The 21,883-nt window shown below is 72.6% G+C and carries 14 protein-coding genes; 4 read left to right on the top strand and 10 right to left on the bottom strand.

The window, feature by feature from the left end:
- Positions 1-2: 2 nt before the first annotated feature.
- Together ACIPSA_RS38350 and ACIPSA_RS38345 are read right to left on the bottom strand one after the other, a co-directional pair.
- On the bottom strand, positions 3-269 hold the full coding sequence (locus tag ACIPSA_RS38350; protein WP_402643452.1) for a DUF1876 domain-containing protein: 267 nt from the start codon (positions 267-269) through the stop codon (positions 3-5).
- 24 nt (positions 270-293) lie between these two features.
- Positions 294-1,448, bottom strand: a complete 1,155-nt coding sequence (locus tag ACIPSA_RS38345; protein WP_402643449.1) for a CapA family protein — start codon at positions 1,446-1,448, stop codon at positions 294-296.
- Between the two features lie 37 nt (positions 1,449-1,485).
- Between ACIPSA_RS38345 and polX the strand changes: the two genes are divergently transcribed.
- Complete coding sequence (gene polX, locus ACIPSA_RS38340) at positions 1,486-3,246, top strand: DNA polymerase/3'-5' exonuclease PolX (protein WP_402643447.1); 1,761 nt, start codon at positions 1,486-1,488, stop codon at positions 3,244-3,246.
- Positions 3,247-3,291: 45 nt separating this feature from the next.
- On the opposite strand, the gene ACIPSA_RS38335 is transcribed toward polX, so the two are convergent.
- From ACIPSA_RS38335 to ACIPSA_RS38325, 3 genes are all read right to left on the bottom strand, one after another.
- Positions 3,292-4,119, bottom strand: a complete 828-nt coding sequence (locus ACIPSA_RS38335) for a hypothetical protein (protein ID WP_402643444.1) — start codon at positions 4,117-4,119, stop codon at positions 3,292-3,294.
- Between the two features lie 203 nt (positions 4,120-4,322).
- Positions 4,323-6,461 carry an RICIN domain-containing protein gene (locus ACIPSA_RS38330; RefSeq protein ID WP_402643833.1) on the bottom strand — a complete coding sequence of 713 codons (2,139 nt, stop codon included), beginning with the start codon at positions 6,459-6,461 and terminating at the stop codon, positions 4,323-4,325.
- Positions 6,462-6,535: 74 nt separating this feature from the next.
- On the bottom strand, positions 6,536-7,906 hold the full coding sequence (locus ACIPSA_RS38325; RefSeq protein ID WP_402643441.1) for a lectin: 1,371 nt from the start codon (positions 7,904-7,906) through the stop codon (positions 6,536-6,538).
- Positions 7,907-8,125: 219 nt separating this feature from the next.
- On the opposite strand from ACIPSA_RS38325, the gene ACIPSA_RS38320 reads away from it, so the two are divergent.
- A complete protein-coding gene (locus tag ACIPSA_RS38320) occupies positions 8,126-8,656 on the top strand; it encodes an MOSC domain-containing protein (protein ID WP_402643830.1) in 531 nt (176 codons plus the stop codon).
- 39 nt (positions 8,657-8,695) lie between these two features.
- On the opposite strand, the gene ACIPSA_RS38315 is transcribed toward ACIPSA_RS38320, so the two are convergent.
- From ACIPSA_RS38315 to ACIPSA_RS38295, 5 genes are all read right to left on the bottom strand, one after another.
- A complete protein-coding gene (locus ACIPSA_RS38315; RefSeq protein WP_402643438.1) occupies positions 8,696-9,043 on the bottom strand; it encodes a DUF1330 domain-containing protein in 348 nt (115 codons plus the stop codon).
- A 156-nt stretch (positions 9,044-9,199) separates the two neighbouring features.
- Positions 9,200-13,750, bottom strand: a complete 4,551-nt coding sequence (locus tag ACIPSA_RS38310; protein WP_402643437.1) for a hypothetical protein — start codon at positions 13,748-13,750, stop codon at positions 9,200-9,202.
- Positions 13,751-13,802: 52 nt separating this feature from the next.
- Positions 13,803-14,684: a hypothetical protein gene (locus tag ACIPSA_RS38305; protein WP_402643434.1), complete on the bottom strand. Its 882-nt coding sequence runs from the start codon at positions 14,682-14,684 to the stop codon at positions 13,803-13,805.
- Between the two features lie 413 nt (positions 14,685-15,097).
- Entirely contained in the window at positions 15,098-16,453 is a 1,356-nt protein-coding gene (locus ACIPSA_RS38300; RefSeq protein WP_402643432.1) for an HEXXH motif domain-containing protein, read from the bottom strand.
- On the bottom strand, positions 16,450-17,643 hold the full coding sequence (locus ACIPSA_RS38295; protein WP_402643430.1) for an FxsB family cyclophane-forming radical SAM/SPASM peptide maturase: 1,194 nt from the start codon (positions 17,641-17,643) through the stop codon (positions 16,450-16,452). The genes ACIPSA_RS38300 and ACIPSA_RS38295 overlap by 4 nt, the downstream gene beginning before the upstream one ends.
- A gap of 281 nt (positions 17,644-17,924) precedes the next feature.
- On the opposite strand from ACIPSA_RS38295, the gene ACIPSA_RS38290 reads away from it, so the two are divergent.
- Both ACIPSA_RS38290 and fxsT read left to right on the top strand, forming a co-directional pair.
- Entirely contained in the window at positions 17,925-18,131 is a 207-nt protein-coding gene (locus ACIPSA_RS38290) for a hypothetical protein (RefSeq protein WP_402643427.1), read from the top strand.
- A 76-nt stretch (positions 18,132-18,207) separates the two neighbouring features.
- Positions 18,208-21,879, top strand: a complete 3,672-nt coding sequence (gene fxsT / locus ACIPSA_RS38285) for an FxSxx-COOH system tetratricopeptide repeat protein (protein WP_402643424.1) — start codon at positions 18,208-18,210, stop codon at positions 21,877-21,879.
- Positions 21,880-21,883 lie beyond the last annotated feature (4 nt).

Here is a 21,883-nt window from a genome sequence, read left to right as displayed (position 1 = left end):
GGTCACGCCTCGACGGGACCTGCCAGCTGGACGATGTCGTCGGAGGCCACGTCGTGCAGCCGGATGGCGAGGTCCTCCAGAGCACGGCTCGCGGCGAGTTCGTCACCGACCTCGGGGATCGGCCGGTCGATGGGATTGCGCCGCGCCGTGCCCCTGCCGGTGACGGTCGACGTGTCGCGAGTGGTCAGTACGGCACGCGCCGACGTGTCGTCGCCCTCCTCGGTGATGTAGATCTGCACGGTCCACTGCTTCGCTTCCACCGTGATCACCTCCGTGCGCGAACCCCCCTGCCCTCACCTCCCAGGCTGCGCCCGTCCGGCGCGCCGGTCCAGAGGCGAAGGGCCCGGCCGTTCCAGCGTCAGCGCGCCGTCGTCCGCCACACCGATGGACACCCCCTCGCTGATCCGGTCCAGCGTCGTGCGCAGCCAGGCACGGTCCTCGGCCGGAGCGGCCTCCAGCCGCATCCGGCGGGCCCGCAACGGCACCATGCGCAGGCCCGTCAGGCACCCCGTGTCCGCCTCGACGGAGACCAGGAACGCGAGCCGGAGGTCGTCACGGAACGACTCGTAACCCGAGATTCCTTCGTAGTCGTCGACGAAGTCGCCGCAGCCGTGCAGGACGAGCCTCTCGCGGTACACCTCGACGGCGCGTGGATGGTGCGAGGAGTGCCCGTGGATCACGTCCACACCGCCGTCGACCAGGGCATGGGCGAAGCGGACCTGCCGGTCGGGGACGCGGTAGCCCCAGTTCGAGCCCCAGTGCACGGAGACGACCACGATGTCTCCCGGGCGCCTGACCCGGCGTACGTGCTCCACGACCCCGTCGGCCGCGGCCCGGGTGAGGGCGGGGACGAAGGCGACGCCCGACCGGTCCGGGCCCGCCGCCCAGTCGGACGGGATGCCGCTGCACGACGCGCCGAGCGCGAACACCAGCACGCGCCCGCCGCGGCCCACGGGGACCGCCACGGGAGCGCGCGCCTGCGCCACGTTCCGTCCGGCGCCCGCCGTGCGCAGTCCCGCGCCGGAGAGGACGTCCAGGGTCTCGGCCAGCCCCGTCCGCCCGAAGTCCAGCACGTGGTTGTTGGCCAGGACGCAGACATCGGGCCGGGCCACCAGCAGCGCGGGCACGTTCGCCGGGTTCATGCGGTAGTGGACCTCCTTGCCCGGAGCGAACGCGTCGCTCCGGGTGACGGACGTCTCCAGATTGACGATCCTGGCGTCCGGGGCCGCCTCCTCCAGCACCCGGAGCGCCTCGCCCCAGGGCCAGGCGGGGATGACGGGGGCGGGGACCGGGCCGTTCACGGCCTCCGCGCTGCGGACATAGCCGCGGGCGTCGCCGACGTATCCCTCCCGCAGGGCCGGATCGCCCGGGTGCGGGAGGATCTGGTCCACGCCGCGCCCGAGCATCACGTCGCCGCACAGAAACAGCGTCACGGTGCCGCCGTTCATGTCTCCACGGTAGGACGACCGTGCCTACCCTGGAGGCGTGGCCCGGTCCAACGACGAGGTCGCCGCGCTGCTCCAGGAGTACGCGGACCTGATCTCGATCACCGGAGGAGACGCGTTCAAGGCACGTGTCTACGAGAAGGCTGCCCGGGCGATCGGCGGCCACCACGCCGACGTCCGCTCCCTGGACGCCAAGGGCCTCCGGGAGATTCCCGGAGTCGGCAAGTCGATCGCCGAGAAGGTGGTCGAGTACTTCCGCACGGGCAGCGTCTCGGCCGTGGACGAGTTGCGGGCGCGCATCCCGGCCGGTGTCCGGGAGTTGACCGCCATTCCCACCCTCGGCCCGAAGAAGGCGCTGACGCTCTACGAGGAGCTGGGCGTCGCCTCGGTCGACGAACTCACCCAGGCGATCCACGCCGAGCGGCTGCGCGATCTCAAGGGCTTCGGGCCGAGAACGGAGGAGAACATCCTCCACGGCATAGAGCTGCTGCACTCGACCGGGGACCGTGTCCTGCTCGACGTCGCGATGGACCTCGCCGAGGAGATCATCGCCGCGCTGAACGGGGTGACCGGCTGCCGGCGCTGCGCGTACGCCGGTTCGCTGCGGCGCGTCCGCGAGACGATCGGCGACATCGACATCCTCGCCGCGGCCGAGGACTCGGCGCCGCTCATGCGGGCGTTCGCCGGGCTGCCGTACGTCACCGAGGTGATCGCGAGCGGCGGGACCAAGACGTCGATCCGCACCACCAAGGGCCTCGCCGTCGATCTGCGCGTCGTCCCGCCGGACTCCTGGGGCGCGGCGCTGCAGTACTTCACCGGCTCCAAGGCGCACAACATCCGGACCCGGGAACTGGCCGTGCACCAGGGGCTGAAGCTCTCCGAGTACGGGCTCTTCGACGCCGAGAGCGGCGAGAAGATCGTCTCCGAGACGGAGGAGGACGTCTACGCCCGGCTCGGCCTGCCCTGGATCCCGCCGACGCTGCGCGAGGACCGCGGCGAGATCGAGGCCGGACTGCGCGGCGAACTGCCCGACCTGGTGAGCGAGGCGGACATCCGGGGCGACCTGCACACGCACACCGACCTCACCGACGGCCTCTCCCCGCTGGAGGACATGGTCGCGGCGGCCGCCGAGCGCGGCTACACCTACTTCGCGATCACCGATCACGGCCCGAACCTGTCCATGCAGCGCATGACCGGCGAGCGGATGCTGGCGCAGCGCGAACGCGTACGCGAGCTCGACGGCACGTACGGCGCGCGGGGGCGGCGGGGCGGGATGTGGCTGCTGCACGGAGTGGAGCTGAACATCGACCCCGAGGGCGGGGTGGACTGGCCCGAGGAGTTCCTGGCCGGCTTCGATGTGTGCGTGGCCTCGGTCCACTCGCACTTCAACCAGGGACGCGAGGCGATGACCCGCCGGATCGTACGGGCCTGCGAGAATCCGTACGTCAACATCATCGGGCACCCGACCACTCGTCTCGTCGGCAAGCGGCCGGGCGTCGACGCCGACCTCGACGAGGTGTTCGCCGCCTGCGCCCGCACCGGCACCGCCCTGGAGATCAACGCCCACCCGCACCGGCTGGACCTGCGGGACGAGGACATCCTGCGAGCCAGGCGGCACGGGGTGAGGTTCGCCGTCGACAGCGACTCCCACGCCACCCTCCACCTGGCGAACATGCGCTACGGGGTGGGCACGGCGCAGCGCGGCTGGCTCACCAAGGACGACGTGATCAACACCTGGCCCCGGACGCGGCTGCGGCGCTTCCTGGGCCAGGGGCGGGCGAAGCAGCGGGCCGCGGCCTGACCCCGGTCGGGCGCGACCGGGGTCAGGAACCACGAGGCGGCATGGTCAGCCGAGGCACACCACGAGCAGGCACACCTCGGAGGGCGAGGTGGACGCGGGCGCGGGGCTCGCCTGCGAGGTGCCCGAGCCCGTGCCGCTGCCGGTCGTGGGCGTCGGCGTGGACGGCTGCTGAGCCGTCGTGCCGGTGTCGCCGGCGGTCGTTCCCCCGGCGGCCGGAGAGGTGGCTTGCGGCCGCGGAGCCGAGGTCGTCACCGGACGAGCGGCGGTGGCGGCGTGCGGACGGGTGAGCGGCGGCGCGCTCGGGGCCGGGGCGGACGCGGACTGCTGGTGCGGGACATTGGCGGCGGGCGGCTCGGCGGGGGGTGTGGTGTGCGGGGACCGGTGGGTGCCGGACGGTGTCGTCGAGGCCGTCCGGGTGTCCTCCACCGCCGGTGCCTCCGCGGCTCCCATGCCGCTGTTGTCCGGCGCCGTGGCCGCCTGTGCCCGGTCGGCGGAGTGACGGTCCAGCGAGGCGACGGTCAGGCCGCCTCCGACGATCGCGACAGCGGTGGCGACCGCGGCCCGGCGCTTGTTCTTCTTCCAGCGGGCCAGCTGGCGTCGCCGTGCGGCCCGGCCCTGCGGCGCGGGCGGCACACCCTCGACGTCGTCGGCCGGGGGCTCCTCCGTAGCGGCCCTGGCGGCCGCCGTGGCCCGGACATCGACGTCGTACCCGACGTCGGCGGCCGGCTTCTCCCACGACGGCGCGCCCGGCGCCGTAGGCCGCCCGGCGGGGCTCACGGGCACGGGAGGAGCGATGTCCGGCGCGTAGGCGCCGCATCCGGGACACACCAGGGCGCCGTTGAGATGCCGACGACACGAGGAGCAGTAGTCCATCTGCGGTCTTCCTGGGTTGGCTGCGCCGTCGGCCCGCTCGGCCGCGACCTGGATTGCGTTCGCACGTGGAAATCGTGCGGTCAGCAACGCTAGCGAGGCCCTCGAGCGACTGTGTGCAGCCTGTGTGGCACTCCTGCGCAGATGTGACCCGGGCGCGTGTGTGCCGTGTGGGGCCGGGACATCCTGTCCCGGCCCCGTCCGGTTTACGGGTAGCTGGTCAGGTTGGCCACGTTGGTCGAGGAGTTGGACGGACCTCCGGTGTTGTTGACGACGTGGGAGATGGTGCCGGTGCCGCCGAGGGAGACGGTGACCATGCTGGTGAAGCGGACGTTCGAGTTGTTCGGGGCCTCGATGGCGTGCGCGGCCGTCACGCTCGGGTTGACGTTGAAGTAGCAGTAGCTGCCGAGGCCGAAGACCTGGTGGCTGGTGACGGAGTCGGCGACCTTGTAGGCGGCGTAGCCCTGGGTGGAGCCGTTCATCCAGGCCGCCTGGTTGGGCGGGTCGTACGGCATCTCGTTCTGGTAGAAGTACGTGCGGCCGCCGTTGCCGTTCCAGATGGTCTGGTACTTCTGGAAGTGCTCCACGAACAGGCCGTACATGGTGACGTTGTCACCGTTGACGACCAGGCCGGTGTCCGCCGTGTTGCTGGTCCAGCCGACGCCGCTGCCGTGGTCGGCGCGCCAGATCCACATGTGGTCGCCGATGACGTTGTCGCTGTTGACGACGAGGCTCGTGGTCGCCTTGCCGACCCCCGCGCCGCCGATGCGGAAGTACACGTCGTGCAGGGAGGTCGGGTCGGAGGCGTGCGAGGCGGAGGAGTTGCTCGGGCCGACCTCCACCAGGGTGCTGGAGTTGGTCGTGCCGGCGTCGAAGAGCAGGCCGGCGATCTTGACGCCGTCCACGTCGGCCACCTTCATGGCGGTGATGCCGTTGTCCGGGACGAACGTGGCGAGACCCAGGCCGAGGACGACGGTGTCGGCCCGGTTCACGTTCAGCGTCTGGTCCAGGTGGTAGACGCCCGGCGTGACCAGCAGGTTCTGGCCCGCTGCCAGCGCGGAGTTGATCTGCGCGGCGGTGGCGCCCGGCTTCACGACGTAGAACTGGCTCAGCGGGAGGGAGCTGCCCGACGCTCCGTTCGCCCAGCTGGTGCCGGTCGAGTTGGAGCGCAGGGACGGCACGAACACCTGGTAGGCGCCGCTGCCGTCGACGTACAGGAACGGCTTCTCCCGGCTGACCGGGGTCTGCGCGACCGTCGTGTACGGCGGGCTGGGGAAGCTGGTGGCCGGGACGCCCTGGCTGCCGGCGAAGACCATGTTCCAGTTGGAGCCGGTCCAGCTGCCGAGCTGCGAGTTTCGGGTCAGCCACTGCTGCTGGGTGCCGGAGTTGACCTGTCCGTCGATCTTGCTGTCGGCGAGAAGGCCACCGCTGGACCAGCCGCCGTCGTCCAGTGCGAGGTTGCCGCGCAGATGCATCCGGCGGTACGCCGCCGCCTGGGAGACGGCCCAACGGTCGCTGCCGCCGGTCGGGTTGACGGACAGGTTCTCCGCACCGCGCCAGAAGTTCTGCGTCGCGTTGCCCTGGAACCAGTCGGCCTCGGCGTGCACCGCGCCGTTGACCGTCACCGCGTCCGGGGTCAGGCCGAGACCCGCGACCTGGGTGTAGAAGCCGACGTTGACGTCCGCGCTGTAGGCGCCCGGCTTGAACAGCACGGCGTAGCGCTGCGAGCCGAACTGGTTGGTCTGCTGCTGCTGGAAGATGGAGTCCAGCTTGGACTGGATGGTCGAGGACGACATCGAAGGATCGAACACCACGACGTTCGAGCCCAGGTCGGGGTTGCTCGTGGACTGCGTCACCGGAACCACCTGGAAGCGCTGGGCGGCGGTGCCGTTGCAGGCGTACTGCACGAACTGCACGCTGTCCGCGGTCGAGGCGCTGGGATCGTCCAGGCACTTGCCGCTGTTGCGGTTGACGAAGTGGTAGGCGCCGCCGCCGTCGTCCACGGGCAGCCACTGCTGGTTGGCGCCGCCGCCGTAGGACCACAGCTGGACGGGGGCGCTGTCCGCCGTGGACACGTCGGTCACGTCCATGACCTGGCTCGTGCTGTTGCCGTTGCCGATACGGACATAGCCGTCACTGGTCGCGGTGAAGCTCCACTGCTGTGCCGTGGTGCCGTTGCAGGTGTACTGCTGCACGACGGTGCCGTTGGTGGTGCCGGCCGCCTTGGCGTCCAGACACCTGCCGCTCGCGGCGTTCATGACGGTGGCGAAGCCGCTGGGCAGGGCGGCGGCCGCGGAGGTCTCGGCACGCGCGGGCGCGGCGGTGAGCAGGGACGAGGCCGCCATGGCGACCAGCGCGACGGCGGTCGATCTGCGACGGCGGGTGAGGGGAAGCACGGATTCTCCTAGCGGGTGGGGGGTCAGCCGGTGTAGGCGGCGAGGACGCGGGTGTAGTCCCAGTCGGACTGGCCGACGCCGGAGCAGCTGTCGGCGGGGCCGCCGGTGCACGGGCGGTCGCGGTTCGCGGACCAGAAAGTGAGCCGGGCCAGGTGGTGCTGCTGGGCGTAGGCCAGGATGGTCCGGAAGTCGTTCACCGTGACGGTCTCGTTCTGGTCGGTGATGCCGTTCATCGACGAGATGCCCATGTCCCGGTAGGCCTGGTCGTCGGTGTAGTGGTAGGCGTTCTTCAGCGCGTTCTTGAGGCCCTCGGCGGCCTGCGTGGTGAGGTTGCCCATGTTCTGTCCGGCGCCGCCGAAGTCGAACGGCATGATGGCCCAGGCGTCGATGGTCAGACCGGAGGAGGCGGCCCGGTTGATCAGGCTGGTGTCCGGCCCGCTCTGTCCGGTGCCGATGGTGATGTACACCTTCAGGCCGGGGTTGTTGGCCTTCACGGTCTTGAGCGCGTCCACGGTGCGCTGCTGCACCGTCGGGTTGCTGTACGCGTCGGCCTCGATGTCGATGTCGATCGCCTTGAGCCCGTAGGCGCCCACGACCTTCTGGTACGCGGCGGCGAGTTCGCCCGCGCTGGAGCAGGAGCTCTCCAGCTTGTTGCCGCTGTAGCCGCCGAAGGACGGGATGACGTCGCCGCCGTTCGCCCGCACGGTGTTGACCGTCTGCTGGTCGACGCCGCCGGTCAGCGCACGGCTGCCGTCCCACTGGGGGTTGCAGTAGCCGTTGCTGAGCACGAAGGCCAGCGTGAACCACTTCACGCCGGTGGCGTTGGTGATCGTGGTGGGGCTGGGCGGGCTGCCCCAGCCGTTGTAGAGGTACGGCGCCACGGCCATCGGCGCGGAGGGGGTGGAGCCGCCCGCGGCGGGCCCGGTCCACTTCTGGTTGGCCGCACCGGAGCAGCTCCATATCTGGGCACGGGCACCGTTGGCCGAGGAGTTGTCGGTGACGTCCAGGCACTTGTTCGCCTGCGGGTTGACGATGTCGTGCGCAGCGGTGACCGTCCACTTCTGGTTCGCGCCGCCGGAGCAGGTCCACAGCTGGGCCTTGGCGCCGTCCGCCGTCGAATTGGCGGTGATGTCCAGGCACTTGCCGAGGGCGCGGATGGTCCCGTCGGTGCCGACGGTCCACTGCTGGGCGGTGGTGCCGTTGCAGTCGTAGAGCTGGACGGCCGTGCCGTCGGCGGAGTTCGCCCCGGCGACGTCGAGGCATTTGCCCGCGAGACCGGTGATCGAGCCGGTCGCGGCCTGCGCGGGGGAGGCGGTGAGGAGGCCGGTGGAAAGGGTGAGCGTGGCTACGGCGAGAGATGCACAGACACCTGAGCGGGATAGAGGTCTGGCCATGGGGGGTGGCCTTTCGTGGGGGTGGAGGCGCCCGAGGCTGCGTTCATCCTGTGAACGCAAGGCGCGCTCGTGGGGCGGGACTGACCGGTGAACCTAAAGGTCCGGACCACTTTCGTCAAGGGATGAAGTAAGAACTGAGAGAAGGGAGTTGGCCTCGGCGTGTCGGTTAGGATCTCAAAGGCGGCGCTTCGAGGAGGGGGTCGGGAGTTGAACGGGATCGTGGCAGCGGTCAGCAGCAACGGCGAGTACTCGTTCACGAAACCGAACCGGGAGAGCATCACGTTGCTCACCGGGCTCGGCGTCGAGGGAGACGTGCATGCCGGTGTGACGGTCAAGCACCGCTCGCGCGTCGCGGCCGACCCCACGCAGCCGAACCTGCGTCAGGTCCACCTCATCCACGAGGAACTCTTCGACGAGGTCCGCGGCGCGGGCTTCCGGGTGGCACCCGGTGAGCTCGGAGAGAACATCACCACCCGCGCCATCGATCTGCTGCGGCTGCCCGTGGGTACGCTGCTGCGCATCGGAGCGGAGGCCGTGGTCGAGGTGACGGGCCTGCGCAACCCCTGTCCACAGATCGACAACTTCCGGCGGGGGCTGCTGAAACAGGTCGTCGGCCGCGACGATGCCGGCAACATCGTGCGCAAGGCCGGAGTCATGAGCATCGTGAAACGGGGCGGCGTGGTGCGCCCCGGCGACACGATCGAGGCGGAACTCCCGGCCGAGCCGCATCGGCCACTGGACCGGGTCTGAGCCATTGGCCGGGGCCCGCGCGGGGCCCCGGCCCGACGGCTACTCGGCAGGCAGCGACTCCCGCATCGCCTTCGAGGTGGCGGCCGCGTCGTAGTCCTCGGGGACCCCGGCGACCAGGACGATGTCGCCCTCGATGTGCCGCGACCGCAGGGGCGCGATCTCCTGGTACGCCGGCGAGTCCCACCAGTTCCGCGCCTCGTCGATACCGGGGAATCCGATCACCACGACGTGCCCGGGCCAGCTGCCCTCCTTCACCTCGTGCTGCGTGCCGTGCACGAGGAAGCGGCCGCCGTACGGCTCGAGGGTGGCGCCGATACGCTCCATGTACTCGGCGATCTCCGGGTGCGGGGTGGCTTCCTGAAGGTGAGCTATGGCGTAGGCGGTCATGGTGTCCTTCCGGGTCGGTCGGGCTCCGTACACCGAAGATCGTGGCATCGTGCCGCGTCCCGGTCGATTACCTGCCGCGTAGGCGACCGTGAGTGTTCGGTCAGTGGCCGGATCGGCCCGGCAGGCGGCACCGAAGGACGGTGGGCACGTGCACGCTCACCGCGGTGCCCGATGCCCCGCGCGACCGGACGGATCACTCCGAAGAGCCGGAGCCAGGATGTCACCGCACCAGGTGAGGTACGCCGTTCCCGCCTCGTGGGCGACCACCAACCCCGTGCCGCAGGCGGCGATTCCCGTGATCGCGGCGGGCAGGTGACAGCGGGCGCCCGACTCCGTGCGGGTGGCGAGATCCCAGACCGCGACGCATCGGTCCTCGCCTCCGCCGACGGCGAGCACCCGTCCATCGGGCAGCCGCGCCGTCGCCAGCGCGGTCACCCGGTGCCGCAGACCGGTCAGGTGCTCCGCCACGCCGGGGTTCTCCAGGTCCCACAGCAGGACATCACCCTCGTCTCCACCGGAGACGACCACCGGACGCCCCTCGGACCGGGCGGCGGTCAGCGCGTTGATCCGGCCCCCGGCGCGGGACAACGCGGCCACCTCGGTTCCGGTCAGCGGATCCCACAGCAGCAGGGCGCCCAAGTGGTCCCCGCTGACGGCGACACCGGGAGAACCGGGCACCTCGCCGACGGCCACGCCCAGAACCCGGCCCCGGTGTCCGGTGAATGTGACCAGGCGTCGGCCGGTCACCGACTCCCACGCCGTCGCGGTCGACTCGTCCCCGCCGGCGACCACGATCGGACGACCGTCCGCGGCGCGGCCGGTGGCGACGGCCCTGATCCGCCCGACCGGGCCGGGAAAGGTGCGCAACAGGGAGCCGTCGGTCAGGTCCCACATCCGCAGCGCACCGTTGCGCGAGCCGGCCACGGCGACCGGTCCCACGTCCGGCAACTCGTCCGTGGCCAGCGCCCGCACCAGCAGTTTGCGGCCCGCGTCCGCCAGGACGTGCAGACGCCCACCGGTCGTCAGATCCCGTACCTCGGCGCCACGGTCGCCACCCCCGCCGACGAACAGGGCGGCTCCCGCCTGCGACCGGCCGACGGCCACCGCCTGTGTCTCGTCGTCGAACACCTCGGGTGGTCCCTCCGGCCGCGCGGACGTGATGTCCCACACGACCGCCGTACCGTCGGCGCCGCCGCTCACAGCCAGGGCGCAGTCGCCGGCCCGGCCGACGTCGACACTGTGCACCCCGTCGGAGTGCGCGGCGAGCAGGTGGGTGCGTGTTCCGGAGGCGACGTCCCACACGGCGACACGTCCCTCGGTGCAGCCGGCGACGAGCCACCCGTCCCTGGGCGGCCCAGACTCGGCCGCGCCCCCGCCGCCCAGCGCCACACAGGTGATCACCCCCTGTTTCTCCCCCAGGTTGTGCACCTGCCGCCCCTCGTCGACGTCCCACACCAGGACGCGCCCGTCGCGGCCGCCGCTCGCCACCAGCCACCGCCCCCCGACGGCGGCCGCGGCCAGGCAGGTCACCTGATCCGTATGGCCCGTCAGGGTGTGCAGCCTGGCTCCGTCGAACGGGTTCCACACCACGACCCGTCCGTCGTGGCCGCCCGTGACGGCCACGGCCGTGCCGTCACGCAGCCGTGCCGTGGCCACCGCCCCGACGAAGTCCTTGTGCCGGCCGAGCCGCCGTAGCCGTTGGCCCTTCCTCAAGTCCCATACGACGGCGACGCGGTCCTCCCCGACGGCGATCCCCACCGCGGTGGTGCCGTCCGCCGGCAAGGTCGCGGCGAGGTCGTTCACCGCGGGCATCGAGCCGTTCAGGACGACCGGTCTCCCGTCCTCGCCCTCCAGGTTCCACAGGAGGACCTCCGACCGGGGTCCTACGGTCAGGGCTCTCAGGCCGTCCTGGACGGTGACCGTGGTGAGCATCCGGACCGGCCCCTTGCCACCCGTCAGCCGGCGGAGCAGGGCGCCCGTGCGCAGGTCGTGCACGAGCAGGTCGTCCTCGCCCGCGGAGACGAGGACGGGATCTCCGCCGGCCATTCGAGCCACCTCGGCCACAGTCTGCCGCCCCTGCCCCTCGGGGCCGCCGAAACGGCTCAGGGTGCTGCCGCGCAACGGATCCCACAGGCTCACGCCGCAGCGCCCGGCGGTGACGACGACAAGATCGCCCGCGCTGTGCCACTCCGCGCCCGGCGCGTGTGCGAACGCCACCCGGGTGACGGGGCCGGAACGCGGATCGAGCGTCTGCAACCGTGCCGTCGTCGCCGTCCGGCTGACGGCCCAGGCGGGCCGGGCGAGGGGCGGGGGAAGGCCGGGCGGGGCGGCGAGCGCCTCCGACAGGGCGGTGTCGCGCCATACCGTCGCGTCGAGGTCCAGCAGATCCCGTCGCGCTGCCACGCCGTGCCGCCGCGGATGGTGCGCCGTGGTCTGTCGGTAGACGGCCGCGTGCAGTCTGGCCTGCGGGGTGACCGCGCGGTGCAGATGCTGCGAGATCCGGTCGGGCACGGCGTACAGCAGATGTGAGGCGTCCTCCAACAGCGCGTCCAGGTGCTGCTGTCCGGCGTCCGCCGCGTGGTCGGCGGCGTGCCGGAGCAGGTAGGGGTCGGCCCGGGACCAGTCGGGGACGCCGTCGCGGAGCGGCACGGTCGACAACACCGCCCGCTTCACGACGGTGGCGTCCGAGCGGGCGGCCATGTGCGCGGTGAGTACCTGGTGGAAGAAGCGGTACAGCGTCGCTCCCCCGGGGCCCGGACCGGCCTGGTCATGCGCGGTCCTGAGGTAGAACCGCGCCCTCACCAGGGCCTCCTCGGTGTCGCGCAGGCGCGGCGGCAGCCGTCGCCGACCGACCTCGGGCGTGAGGGCCAGGGCCACGGCGTGCACGACATGGGCAGGCATGCCCTGCCCGGCCGCCCGGGCGACCGCCTTCAGCACCGGGCCGGTCCAGGGGCGTTCGGCCACGAGCATGCTCAGGTTCAGCCGGAACATGTTCGTGAGGCTGCACGGCAGGTTATGGATGATCTCTTCCGCCGAGGGCGCGGCGCCCGCCTCGGACAGCGCGCGCAAGTGTGTGCCGTAGAGGGCGGCGGTGAGGAAGGCGCCCTGCTCCGCGGCCCCGGACAGACGTCGCGCGATCGCCTCCGCCGTGCCCGAGGGGTATTCGGGGTCCAGCAACCGCGTCAGATAGGTGCTCAGATCCTCGGCGAGCACTGCGGGTTCCTCCGTGTCGAGGTCGAGCAGCCGGTCGGGACGACCCGCCACGGCGGCGCGCAGCTCGGGCATGCTGTCGGGCCAGAGGCCGGTGCCGAGCAGCACCCGGCACTCCGGGACCGGATCCGCGGCCGTGCCCGCGAGCGGGAGCAGCAGTTCCCGCACCAGACCGTCGGGATCGTCCGCCTCGTCCGGTGCGTCGACCACGACAGTCACCCTGCCCGCCGCGCGGAGCGCGTCGAAAAGGTCCTCCGGCGCCGCCTCCCGGACCGGCATGCGCGTCGGCCGTCCGCGCGGCCGTCCCTCCCGTCTGCCGTCGACCAGGGCCAACGCCTGCCGGTACAGGGAGTTCCGCACCTGCTGTGTCGTCAGCCGACACGCGTGCACGGCCAGCAGCGGGGCCGGTGCCGGACGGAAGTGGGGCAGGCTCAGCCGGGCCCGCAACGGGGTGAGCGCGGGATGGAGGGTGCACACGGTCGCGCCGAGCAGCGCCGACTTGCCCACCCCCGGGCTCCCGGTGACCACCAGGAGGCGCCGGCCACGGGCCGGGTCGTCGCCGAGCCACTCTTCGATGCGCCTCAGCTGGGCGCGGCGCCCGCTGAAGAGGAACACGTCCGCGTCCCGGGTACCGGCCGCCCGGGAGGCGAAGTGGAGCAGGTCGAGCCGCGGGTCCAGACTCTCGGAATAGCGCCGCAGGGCCGCGTCCGTGTCCACCCGGAACCGTTCGCGGGGATCGGCGGCGTGATGGGGATTGGGCAGGAAGGGCGCCGGCGGCTGCGCCGCCTCGTCGTGCTGGGTGCACACCACGTCCTGGTCGTCGGCGCCGCCGTGGGCCGCCTGGACCATCTCCTCGTGGATCTCCTTGGCCAGGTCGCCCACGGGGACGTGGGACAGCGTGGGGGAGACGTACAGTTCACGGCGGGCGATGCGGTCGACGACGTCGGCGGTCGCCCTGCTGAAGCGGGCTCCGTAGGTGATCTGATCGGCGGCGCAGGCGGCTATCACCCAGGCGTTGCGGCTCTTCACCCCGGCCAGGCGCTTGGCGAGCTGGGGAGTGAGCGCCGCCCCGCCGCCGCACACGTCCAGCAGGAAGAGGACGGGGCCACCGCCACCGTGCTCCACGTCCTTGAGCAACTCCTCCATGTCGACGCTGGTGCTGCGGACCCGGCCCGGCAGCGTCCTCGACTTCTTCACCGCCAGGTACAGCACCTCGTCGACCTGCTGTCCGTGACCGCTGAAGTGGACGATGAGCGGCGATTCCCCGGCCCGGGCACGGGCCGACTCCCATACGGTGCGCCAGACCTTCAGGGTCGGGTCGAGCAACGGCCCGGTGACACTGACGCCGGCCGCCTCGAGCGCGTGGGCGACGTCCCGCACGGCGCCGGCCACACTGGGCAGCGGAAGGAGCGGTGCCACCCCGGCGGCGTGTTCCTCCTCGGTGGGCAGCCGGTCGGGAAACCCTCCGGCACCCACCACCAGCGCGTGCACCGCCACGGTCGTGCACTCCCCTCGGCAGGGTACGGACGGTCCGGTCCTCGTGGTGGGTTCAGTCGGCGAGATAGGGCGCGAGCGCACTCGCCGTCAGGCCGGCCGAGAGATAGCCACCCAGGGTGTGCGGGTCCAGCAGGCCGATGTCCGTGCTGTCGTGCAGGTCGACGGGGAACGCGTCCCCCAGCCGCTCCGGCACCGCCACGAGGTCGCCGACGTCCGCGATGTTCACCCAGTGCCGCACGCCGGGAGGGCGCGCCCCGCGTCCGTCGACGGGCTCCGGGTCCAGCTTCCGCATCAGCGCGGGGAGGCCCAGCGGGGAGCCGAGGGTCAGCAACAGGTCGAGTTCGATGTCCGGATGGGCGTGCAGAGTCTCGTACGCCACCACGGACCCCAGGGAGTGCGCCACGACGACCCGGGCACCGCTGTCCCGGATCGCGTCGGCCACCGTCGCGCGGACGGCCGCGCGGCGAGCGGGGCGCGAGGTGTAGGCGTCGAGGTCCTGGATCGTGGCCACGACCAGGCGGGACAGGAGTTCCGTCAGACGCCGTCGGAAGGCGGGTGTCGCGTCGTCGGCCCGCTGGGACACGAGCCGGCTCATGGCCCACCGCAGAGGCGCGAGCAGAGCGGCCTGTGCCTCCTCGGGCAGGGCCGCGCCGGCCGCCGTCAGCCACTCCCAGGCCTGGGCCCGCTGATCCGGCGTCAGGTCTTCCAGCTTCTCGGCTCCAGCGGACTGTTTCTCCGGACGGTAGTCGTCGGCGAGTTGATGGGCGTAGTACGCCATGACGAGCGGGGGCACCGGCACATGGTGCAGCCGGGCCGCGGCCAGCCCCTTGCGCAACCGCTCGGCCGCGTCAGCCGCCTTCTGCTCCGCCGCCCGTTGCGGAGACACGCCCTCCGCCTTGTTCCAGATACCGTGCACGAGCACCACGGTTCGCATCAGCACCACCCCCATGGCCCGGCCGAAGACCCGATGCGAGGGAGACCTACCCCGCACAGGACCGGGCGCAACACGCGGCGGCGGACGGGCCCCGCGGATCGTTTCCCATGCCGGGTGCGACACGGCCCGCGCGGGCCGTACCGACGGGGACACGCGGCCGCGTGCGGTGTGTCGCGGCGGGGCGGGGCGCGGCGCCACGCCGAAACCGGCCCCTTCGCCCCGTCCGGACGGCGTGTCGTCCAGGCCTCGCCCGCCGGTCCCGCCACGGCCCCACGCCCTACGTGCCACCGCGCACCGCGCGACAACCGCGCACCGCGCGACAACCACGCGCCGAGTGCCGCGGCGGCCCGCTCACGCGGAGCCGGTCACGGCGTACTCCCGTCCGGCGTGTCGTGGCGAGGGCGGAGCGGGCGTCAGCCCCCTGTCGCGAGTGCCGGATTCCGCTCGCGCCAGCGTCGCAGATGCCTCTCGGCCTGCCGGCGCGCCTCCCGGACCGCGGAAGCGGGCAACGGCACCGCGCGCAGGTCGGCCAGGGCCTGTGCCATCGCGGCGACGAACACATGGCCGGCCGGGGTGAGTTCGCGATCGGCGGCGAGCATGACGTACGCCGTTTCCGTCGCGGCGTCCCGCCACCGGGCGCACCGCACCTGGGCCTCGTGCCGCTGCGCCGCGCCGGTGACCGAGCCGACCTCCTGGGCCCAGAATCGCGCGACCGACAGGAAGGCGTACGTGCCGTGCAACAGGCCGAGCAGGGGCCGGGGATCGTCCCGCCACGGCGCGTAGTGGACGGCCGGGGCCGCCGGGCCCGGATCGGCCAGCAGGTCCACCAGGTGCATCACCGCCGCCAGCTTGCTGTGCTGCGTCTCGTGGACCAGGGACTCGGCGAAGTCCTGCTCGGTGGCCGGGCGGGACAGCTCCACCCCGCCGAACATCTCCGCCGAACTTCCGCTGCGACGCGTCGCCACGCCCGTGACCGCCGGCGCCGGGACCAGGGTGCGCAGTACGGTGTCCAACTCCGTCGCGTAACCGGTGTGCCGCAGCCGCAGCAGTCGCAGCGCCGCCGTCGTCCCGGACCGCCAGGCGCGCAGTTCACCCGCGGACAGCCCGCGGGGCGTCGCCCCGGTCGAGGCGACCGGGTCCACGTCGTCGATCAGCACCGGGCCGCCCGGGCGGGTCGCCGCCTCCCGCAGCGGCCACCATCCGGCGCGTTCGACGCGCAGCGCCGACGCGGGCGGAATGCCGGTCCGGGTGCCCGTCACCGTCTCGACGACACCGCCCGCGGCCCTGCTGCGCAGCCGCACCTCGGCGCCGGCGCCCAGGCGCGGCACCCGGAGCGCTCCGAGCCCGGGCAGCACCACCCCGGGCCCGGACGCCGTCAGGGCCACAGAGGCCTCCACGCCGGTCGCCACGGCCGTCGCTGCCGCGACCGAGGACAGCGGCAGGTGCACGACCGGATCCGGTTCCGGCACGTCGAGCGCCTGCCAGGTCGTCACGAGCCGTGGCCCCACCGACGGATGACCGAGGACGAACCGGGTGACGTCGGGCGCCCGGCGCCAGGCGTCGGTCAGCACGCCGAACAGCCTCCCGACTCCGGCGCCGGTGCTCCCGCCGTGCTCCCGGGCCCGGTCCAGGACCGCCCTCAGCAGCACCAGTCGCCTGCTGTACTCGCTGTTCTCCAGCAGCCGGACCGCCTCCGCACCACCGCCGCCCCGGGCGAGCGCTTCCAGGAGCCGACCGCTCAGCCGGTACGAGGAAGGGAACGGCGTCATGGACACCCTTCCCGGACCCCGGCCCGCCGGCGGAGCCGCTCGGTGTCGGCCGCCACCCGCCGGTGCACGTACCTGATCAGCGCGGCGAGGTCGGGGCAGTACACGCTGGGATTGCCGAAGCCCGAGCCGTCGGCGTCGTACCGGTGCACGTACTGGCCGCCGCCGCACACCCGCAGCAGCGAGCACGCCCGGCAGAGTGCCCCGAGCCCCGAGGCACCGCTCTGCCGCGCCACCACCTCGGGGTGGCGCAGCACTTCGTCGAACGAGTCCAGCGCCACGTGCAGCCCCGTCCGGGAGGCACCGTGGTAGGCCACGCGCAGCGTGTCGTCCAGGGCCACGGATCCGTCGGTCTCCACCACGAGGTAGCGCACGGGTTCGAGGCCCAGGGTCTCCCCGCGCGCCCGTCCGCCCAGGACCAGGGCGACGAGGTCGCCCAGCACACGCACCTCGGTCTCCCGCACCGGCGCCGCGTACCAGCGGTCGAAGACCGCGGCCAGCCAGTCCGCGTAGGGGGTGTCGGACTGTCCTGGGACACGGCCGGGGGGCGGTGCCGACCAGTTGCCCAGCGGGAGCAGGAAGTCGATCTGCGGCGGCCGGTGGCGCAGCAGCTCCTCGTAGGTGGCGACGGGGTCGTTGCGCAGGTCGATGGTGCACAGCAGCCCCGCGAACAGCTTTCGGTGTCTCCCCGTCGCCAACCGGGCCACGGCCCTGGACACCCGGTCGTGGCTGCCCCGGCCGTCGGGGCGCACACGGTGCCGGTCGTGCGCGGCCCGGCCGCCGTCCAGACTCACCCCGACCCGTGCGCCCAGCTCCCCGAAGAGGTCGAGCCACGCGTCGTCCAGCCGCATGCCGTTCGTCTGCACCGTGGTGTGCACCCGGGCCCGTGGCCCCACCTCGCCGGCGATCTCGGTCACCGCCCTGCGCACCAGACGCGGCCCCGCCAGCAGGGGTTCACCGCCGTGCAGCACCACCGCCACGTGACGGAGGTCGTGCGCCCGGACGTGCTCGGCTATCCGGCGCGCCGTCCACGCGACGACCGCGGGCGACATCGTCCGGGGCTGGTCCCGCCAGCCCTGGTCCGCGGCCCGGTACATGTAGCAGTAGTCGCAGGCGAGGTCGCAGCGGCTGTGCACCTTGAGGACGAAGGTGTGGAACGGAATTGCCGCGGTCCGGTACGAGGAAAGCGCCACGGCGCTCGGTAAGGGGGCGTCTCGCGACCCCTGCGGCTCACCCGTTTCTGTGCCCATGGATCTCCCGTGTGCGAACGTATTTGCGTTCCAACGCGGACCGGGTTCCGTGCCGTGCGGGGCGCTCCACAGAGCGCCCGAAACGTCGAAGTTGCCGGTAGACTTACTGAAGTCTGTCAGTAAGCTGACGGTTTGGCAGCCGAGTTGACGGGTCAAACCACAACTGTCCGGCAGTCCTCCACTCGTGGCGGATTCTCGACTCACTCAGGATGACGGGGCTCCGTATGGATGATCAGATCGAAACGCGGGACGTGCTGGATTCTCCCTTGATTGATCTTTCTGATTTTCCCTTCGATGAAATCGAGTCACTGCCGGAATCCGCGATAGTCCACGCGTTGCATCGGGTACGGGACGAAGCGTCGCGTCCCGAAGCCTTGTTCAGCACGAATTACACGCAGAAGCCCGGCGGCGGCGACCCGCAGGACGAGTGACGCCGAGGGCGCGTTCCGCGCCGATGTCCCGGGGCCTGACAGCCGTGCATCACCGACGAACCGAAGCGGAGCCGAGATGTCTGAGGCGGACGGTCGGTCCCCCCGCCCCCGTGTGGTCGCGTTCTGTTCCACTGCGGAGGACATCGGCCAGACGACCACCCTGCTCAACACGGCCGTGCTCTTGGCCCGCTCGGGCCGACGGGTCCTCGTGCTCGACGGGCGCAGCGCGAACGTGCGCGTCCGGCACTACGTCCGCTCCGTGACCCCGGCGACGGCCCCGCTGCCCGACGAGGAGGGCGGTCCGCTGCTGGAGGAGTGGTGTCCCTCCGGCGTCAGCAGACCCATCGGCCTCGTCACGCTCAAGGGCCCCGACCCGCTGGCCGCGCTCGCCGGCCCGGGCCCGGAGCACCCGGCCTTCCGGGACTTCGACGACGTGCTGATCGACGCGCCGCTGCCCCGCACCACCGAGCAGAGTGCCCAGCTCGCCCGGCTGCCGCACCTGCTCGTGGTCTGTTTCACCGCGGGCTCGTCCTTCATCGAGGAGGCCGCGGAGCTGGCCCTGGACATCCTGCGGCACGCCGAACGCCGGGTCGACGTCATCGCTCTCGCCCTGCAGACGGACCCGGCCCACGAGGACCAGCTGCGCGTCGCGCGCGACAGGGTCCAGCAGAGCTTCGCGCGGCTCGGCCCCGGACCCGTGCGCTACCTGGAGATCCCGTACCACGCCATGTCAGCCCGAAGCACCCGCCTCGGCACGGAACTGACGGACGGCAACGGCTTCGTCGAGCGGGTCCTGCCCGCCCTGGAGCGTCTGGTCACGGCCCTGTCCCGGCCACGGCCGGCGCCGCCCGCCCACGTCACGCTCGTGCACACCGCGCGCCACGCGGTCTGGGCCGACTGGATCGAGGTCCTGCTGCGTGCCGCGGGGGTCGCCGTGGTCCGGCGCACGTACGGCGACTGGCACCCCGAACGGCCCCCCGCGGGCGACGCCCTGGTCCTCCTGCAGCCGCCTGCGACCCGCCCCGACGACCGGCCGGCGCTGCGCACCCTGTCCGACCCCGCCGTCCGGCTGGTCCTGGTCGACGACGAGGTGCCGCCCTCCGGATTCGCCCATCACCAGCAGATCGATCTGCGCCGGCACGGCGAACAGGGCGCCGTCGAGGCATTGCTGCGCGGCCTGACCCTTCCCGTGCCGCGCACGCTCCCCTTCATCGGCCGCCGCTACCCCAGCATCCCCAACCGGACCAACATCACCGCCCGCAACGTCACGTTCGTGGGCCGCGAAGTCCTCCTCGACGAGCTGCGCGAGGCCGCGGGCGCACTGGCCGACGGCGAGCGGGCCTGCCTCCTGCTGGGGGCGCCTGGCGTGGGCAAGAGCGAGACCCTGCTGGAGTACTGCCACCGCTTCGGCGGCTCGTACGACGTCGTGTGGTGGCTGCGCGGCGACTCCCCGGACAACGTCCGGGCCGGACTGGCCGCACTCGGCGACGCCCTGGGCGAACCCACGGTGCGGGACATCGGCGCACACGTCCGCGCGCTGCGGTCGAAGGCCGAGGCGACGGGCGAGCGCTGGCTGCTCGTGTGCGACGAACTCGACGCCCCGGCCGACGTGGCCGCCGTCAGCCCCCTGCTGCCCGCGCCGTCCGGTACTTGCCACATCCTGTACGCCGCCCGGGGCAGACGGAACGCCGACGCCGTCGATGCCATGGAGGTGCCCCCCTTCTCCCTCGCGGAGAGCGAGGCACTGCTCATCGCGGGCCTGCCCGGACTGAGCCCGGCCGCCGCCCGCACCGTGGCCCGGCGGGTCGGCACCCTGCCCCTCGCCCTCGGACTCGCCTGCGCCTGGATCGGCGCCGCCGCCACCCGGGCCGAGGAGGACAACCGGACCGGCGCACAAGGGCTGCGCGCCGCCGTGGACGAGTTCGTCGAGTCCTACACCGCCGACCAGCAGGACCACGGACCCGGGCCGCTGCCCGGCGTACGGATCCTGCTCGGGCTCCTGCGCGCCTCCTTGCGTCACAGCCCCGCGGCCGATGCCTGGTCCCGGGAACCGGCGGGCGTCACGGCACTGGACTGGCTGCTCGACGCCTGCGCGCTGATCTCCGCGGCCGGCGCGGACCTGCGCCTGCTGCGCTCGCGTCCGCTGCGGCTGGCGCTGACCCGCGCGATCCCGGACGGCGTTCCGGAAGGAACCCCTGTCCGCCCGGCCGACTACCTCCTCGTGGACGCCGCGCTCTGGGCCCTCGCGCAGCACGGACTGGTCGAGTTCGACTTCGCCCGGCCCGGGCAGCCCGTGCGCCAGCACCGGGTGCTGCGCGAGCTGATCGTCGCCGGGCTCGGGACGGCGCGGCCGCGGATGGAGGAACAGCTGCGCACGGCGGTCGCCGCCCATCTGCTGGCGCCAGCCGGTGGACACGGCGTCCGCGACCTGGAGGACCGCAGCCGCCGCGGCCGGCAGATCGAGGCGCTGCGGCTGTGGGAGGACCGGCGCCCCTCCGTGCAGGAGTCGCTGCTGAGCCACCTGGCCGACCTCATCGGCAGCCAGGAGGAACGCGCGCTGGACGACTGCCTGCGCCTGGTCCGGCTGGCGGGCCAGTTCTGGCCGGACAGCGAGGTTCCCGAGACCCTGCGACTGCGCGCCATGATGTCCCAGGCGCTGCGCCTGCAGGGCCGGTACACCGAGTCGGGCCGGCTCGCCCTGAACGTCCTGCGGGACTACCGGGGCAGCCTGGGCCTCACCCACCCGCGGTCCCTGCTCATGGCCGACGGGTACGCCGCCAACCTCGGCACCGCCGGCCACTTCGCGGACGCGCTCGACGAGGCGCTGCACGTGGCCCGGAACATGACCCGGCTGCTCGGCCCCCGGCACGACGGTACGGAGCAGGTGCTGCGCAACCTCGCGTGGCGCCATGCCGCGGTCGGCGACTACACCGAGGGGATGCGGCTGTTGCGCCAGGTGTACGAGCAGCGGCTCGCCATCGGCGGCGAGGACGACCCGGACGTCAGAGAACTGGTGCCCTGGCTCGCGGAGATGCACCGGCTGCTGGGCCAGGACGTCGAGTCCCACCAGCTGCTCAAGCAGGTCTGGTCGCGGCGCACCGGACAGCCGGGGACGGGCGCCGTGGCGATCACGCTGGTGGCGGAGAACGGCCTCGCGGTGAGCGAGCGCAGACTGGGCGACGCGGACCGCGCCTGGGAGCGCGACACCCGGGCCCTCGACATGGCGGTCAGCCTGCTGGGGGAGCAGCACATGATCACCCAGCGCTGCCGGTTCAGCCTGGCGATCGACCACCACCTGCTGGGCGAGCACGACCCGGCCGTGGCATACGCGCAGGACTGTCTGCGCGACCTGGAGGCCCTCTACGGCCCCGCGCATCCGTCCACCCACCTGTGCCGCATGCGGGTCGGCGTGCACCTGCGCGGGGCCGGGCGGCCGGAGCGGGCCCGTGACGTCGGCCGGGCCGCGCGCGACGGCATGGAACGGGCGCTCGGTAGCCGCCACCCCTGGACGCTGGCGGCGGCCGTCGCGCTCGCCGGGACCCTGGTGCGGCTCGGCGCCCACGACGAGGCGGCGGAGCTTGAGGAGGCGGCCCAACTCGGCTACGACCGGCTCGGCTTCGCCCGCCACCCGGCCCGGGCCGTCGCCGCCGACAACCTAGCGATGACCCGCGCCGAACAGCGCGGAGCGCTCGGCAGCGGTGAAGTGCCCCGCGTGCGCAGGGACATCGACGTGGAACTGTTCGTGTGACCGG

This window comes from Streptomyces sp. NPDC086549, assembly GCF_044746205.1.
Classification (GTDB): domain Bacteria; phylum Actinomycetota; class Actinomycetes; order Streptomycetales; family Streptomycetaceae; genus Streptomyces.
The sequence above is the reverse complement of the archived record's forward strand: the minus strand, read 5'-3'. Positions and strand labels throughout refer to the sequence as shown.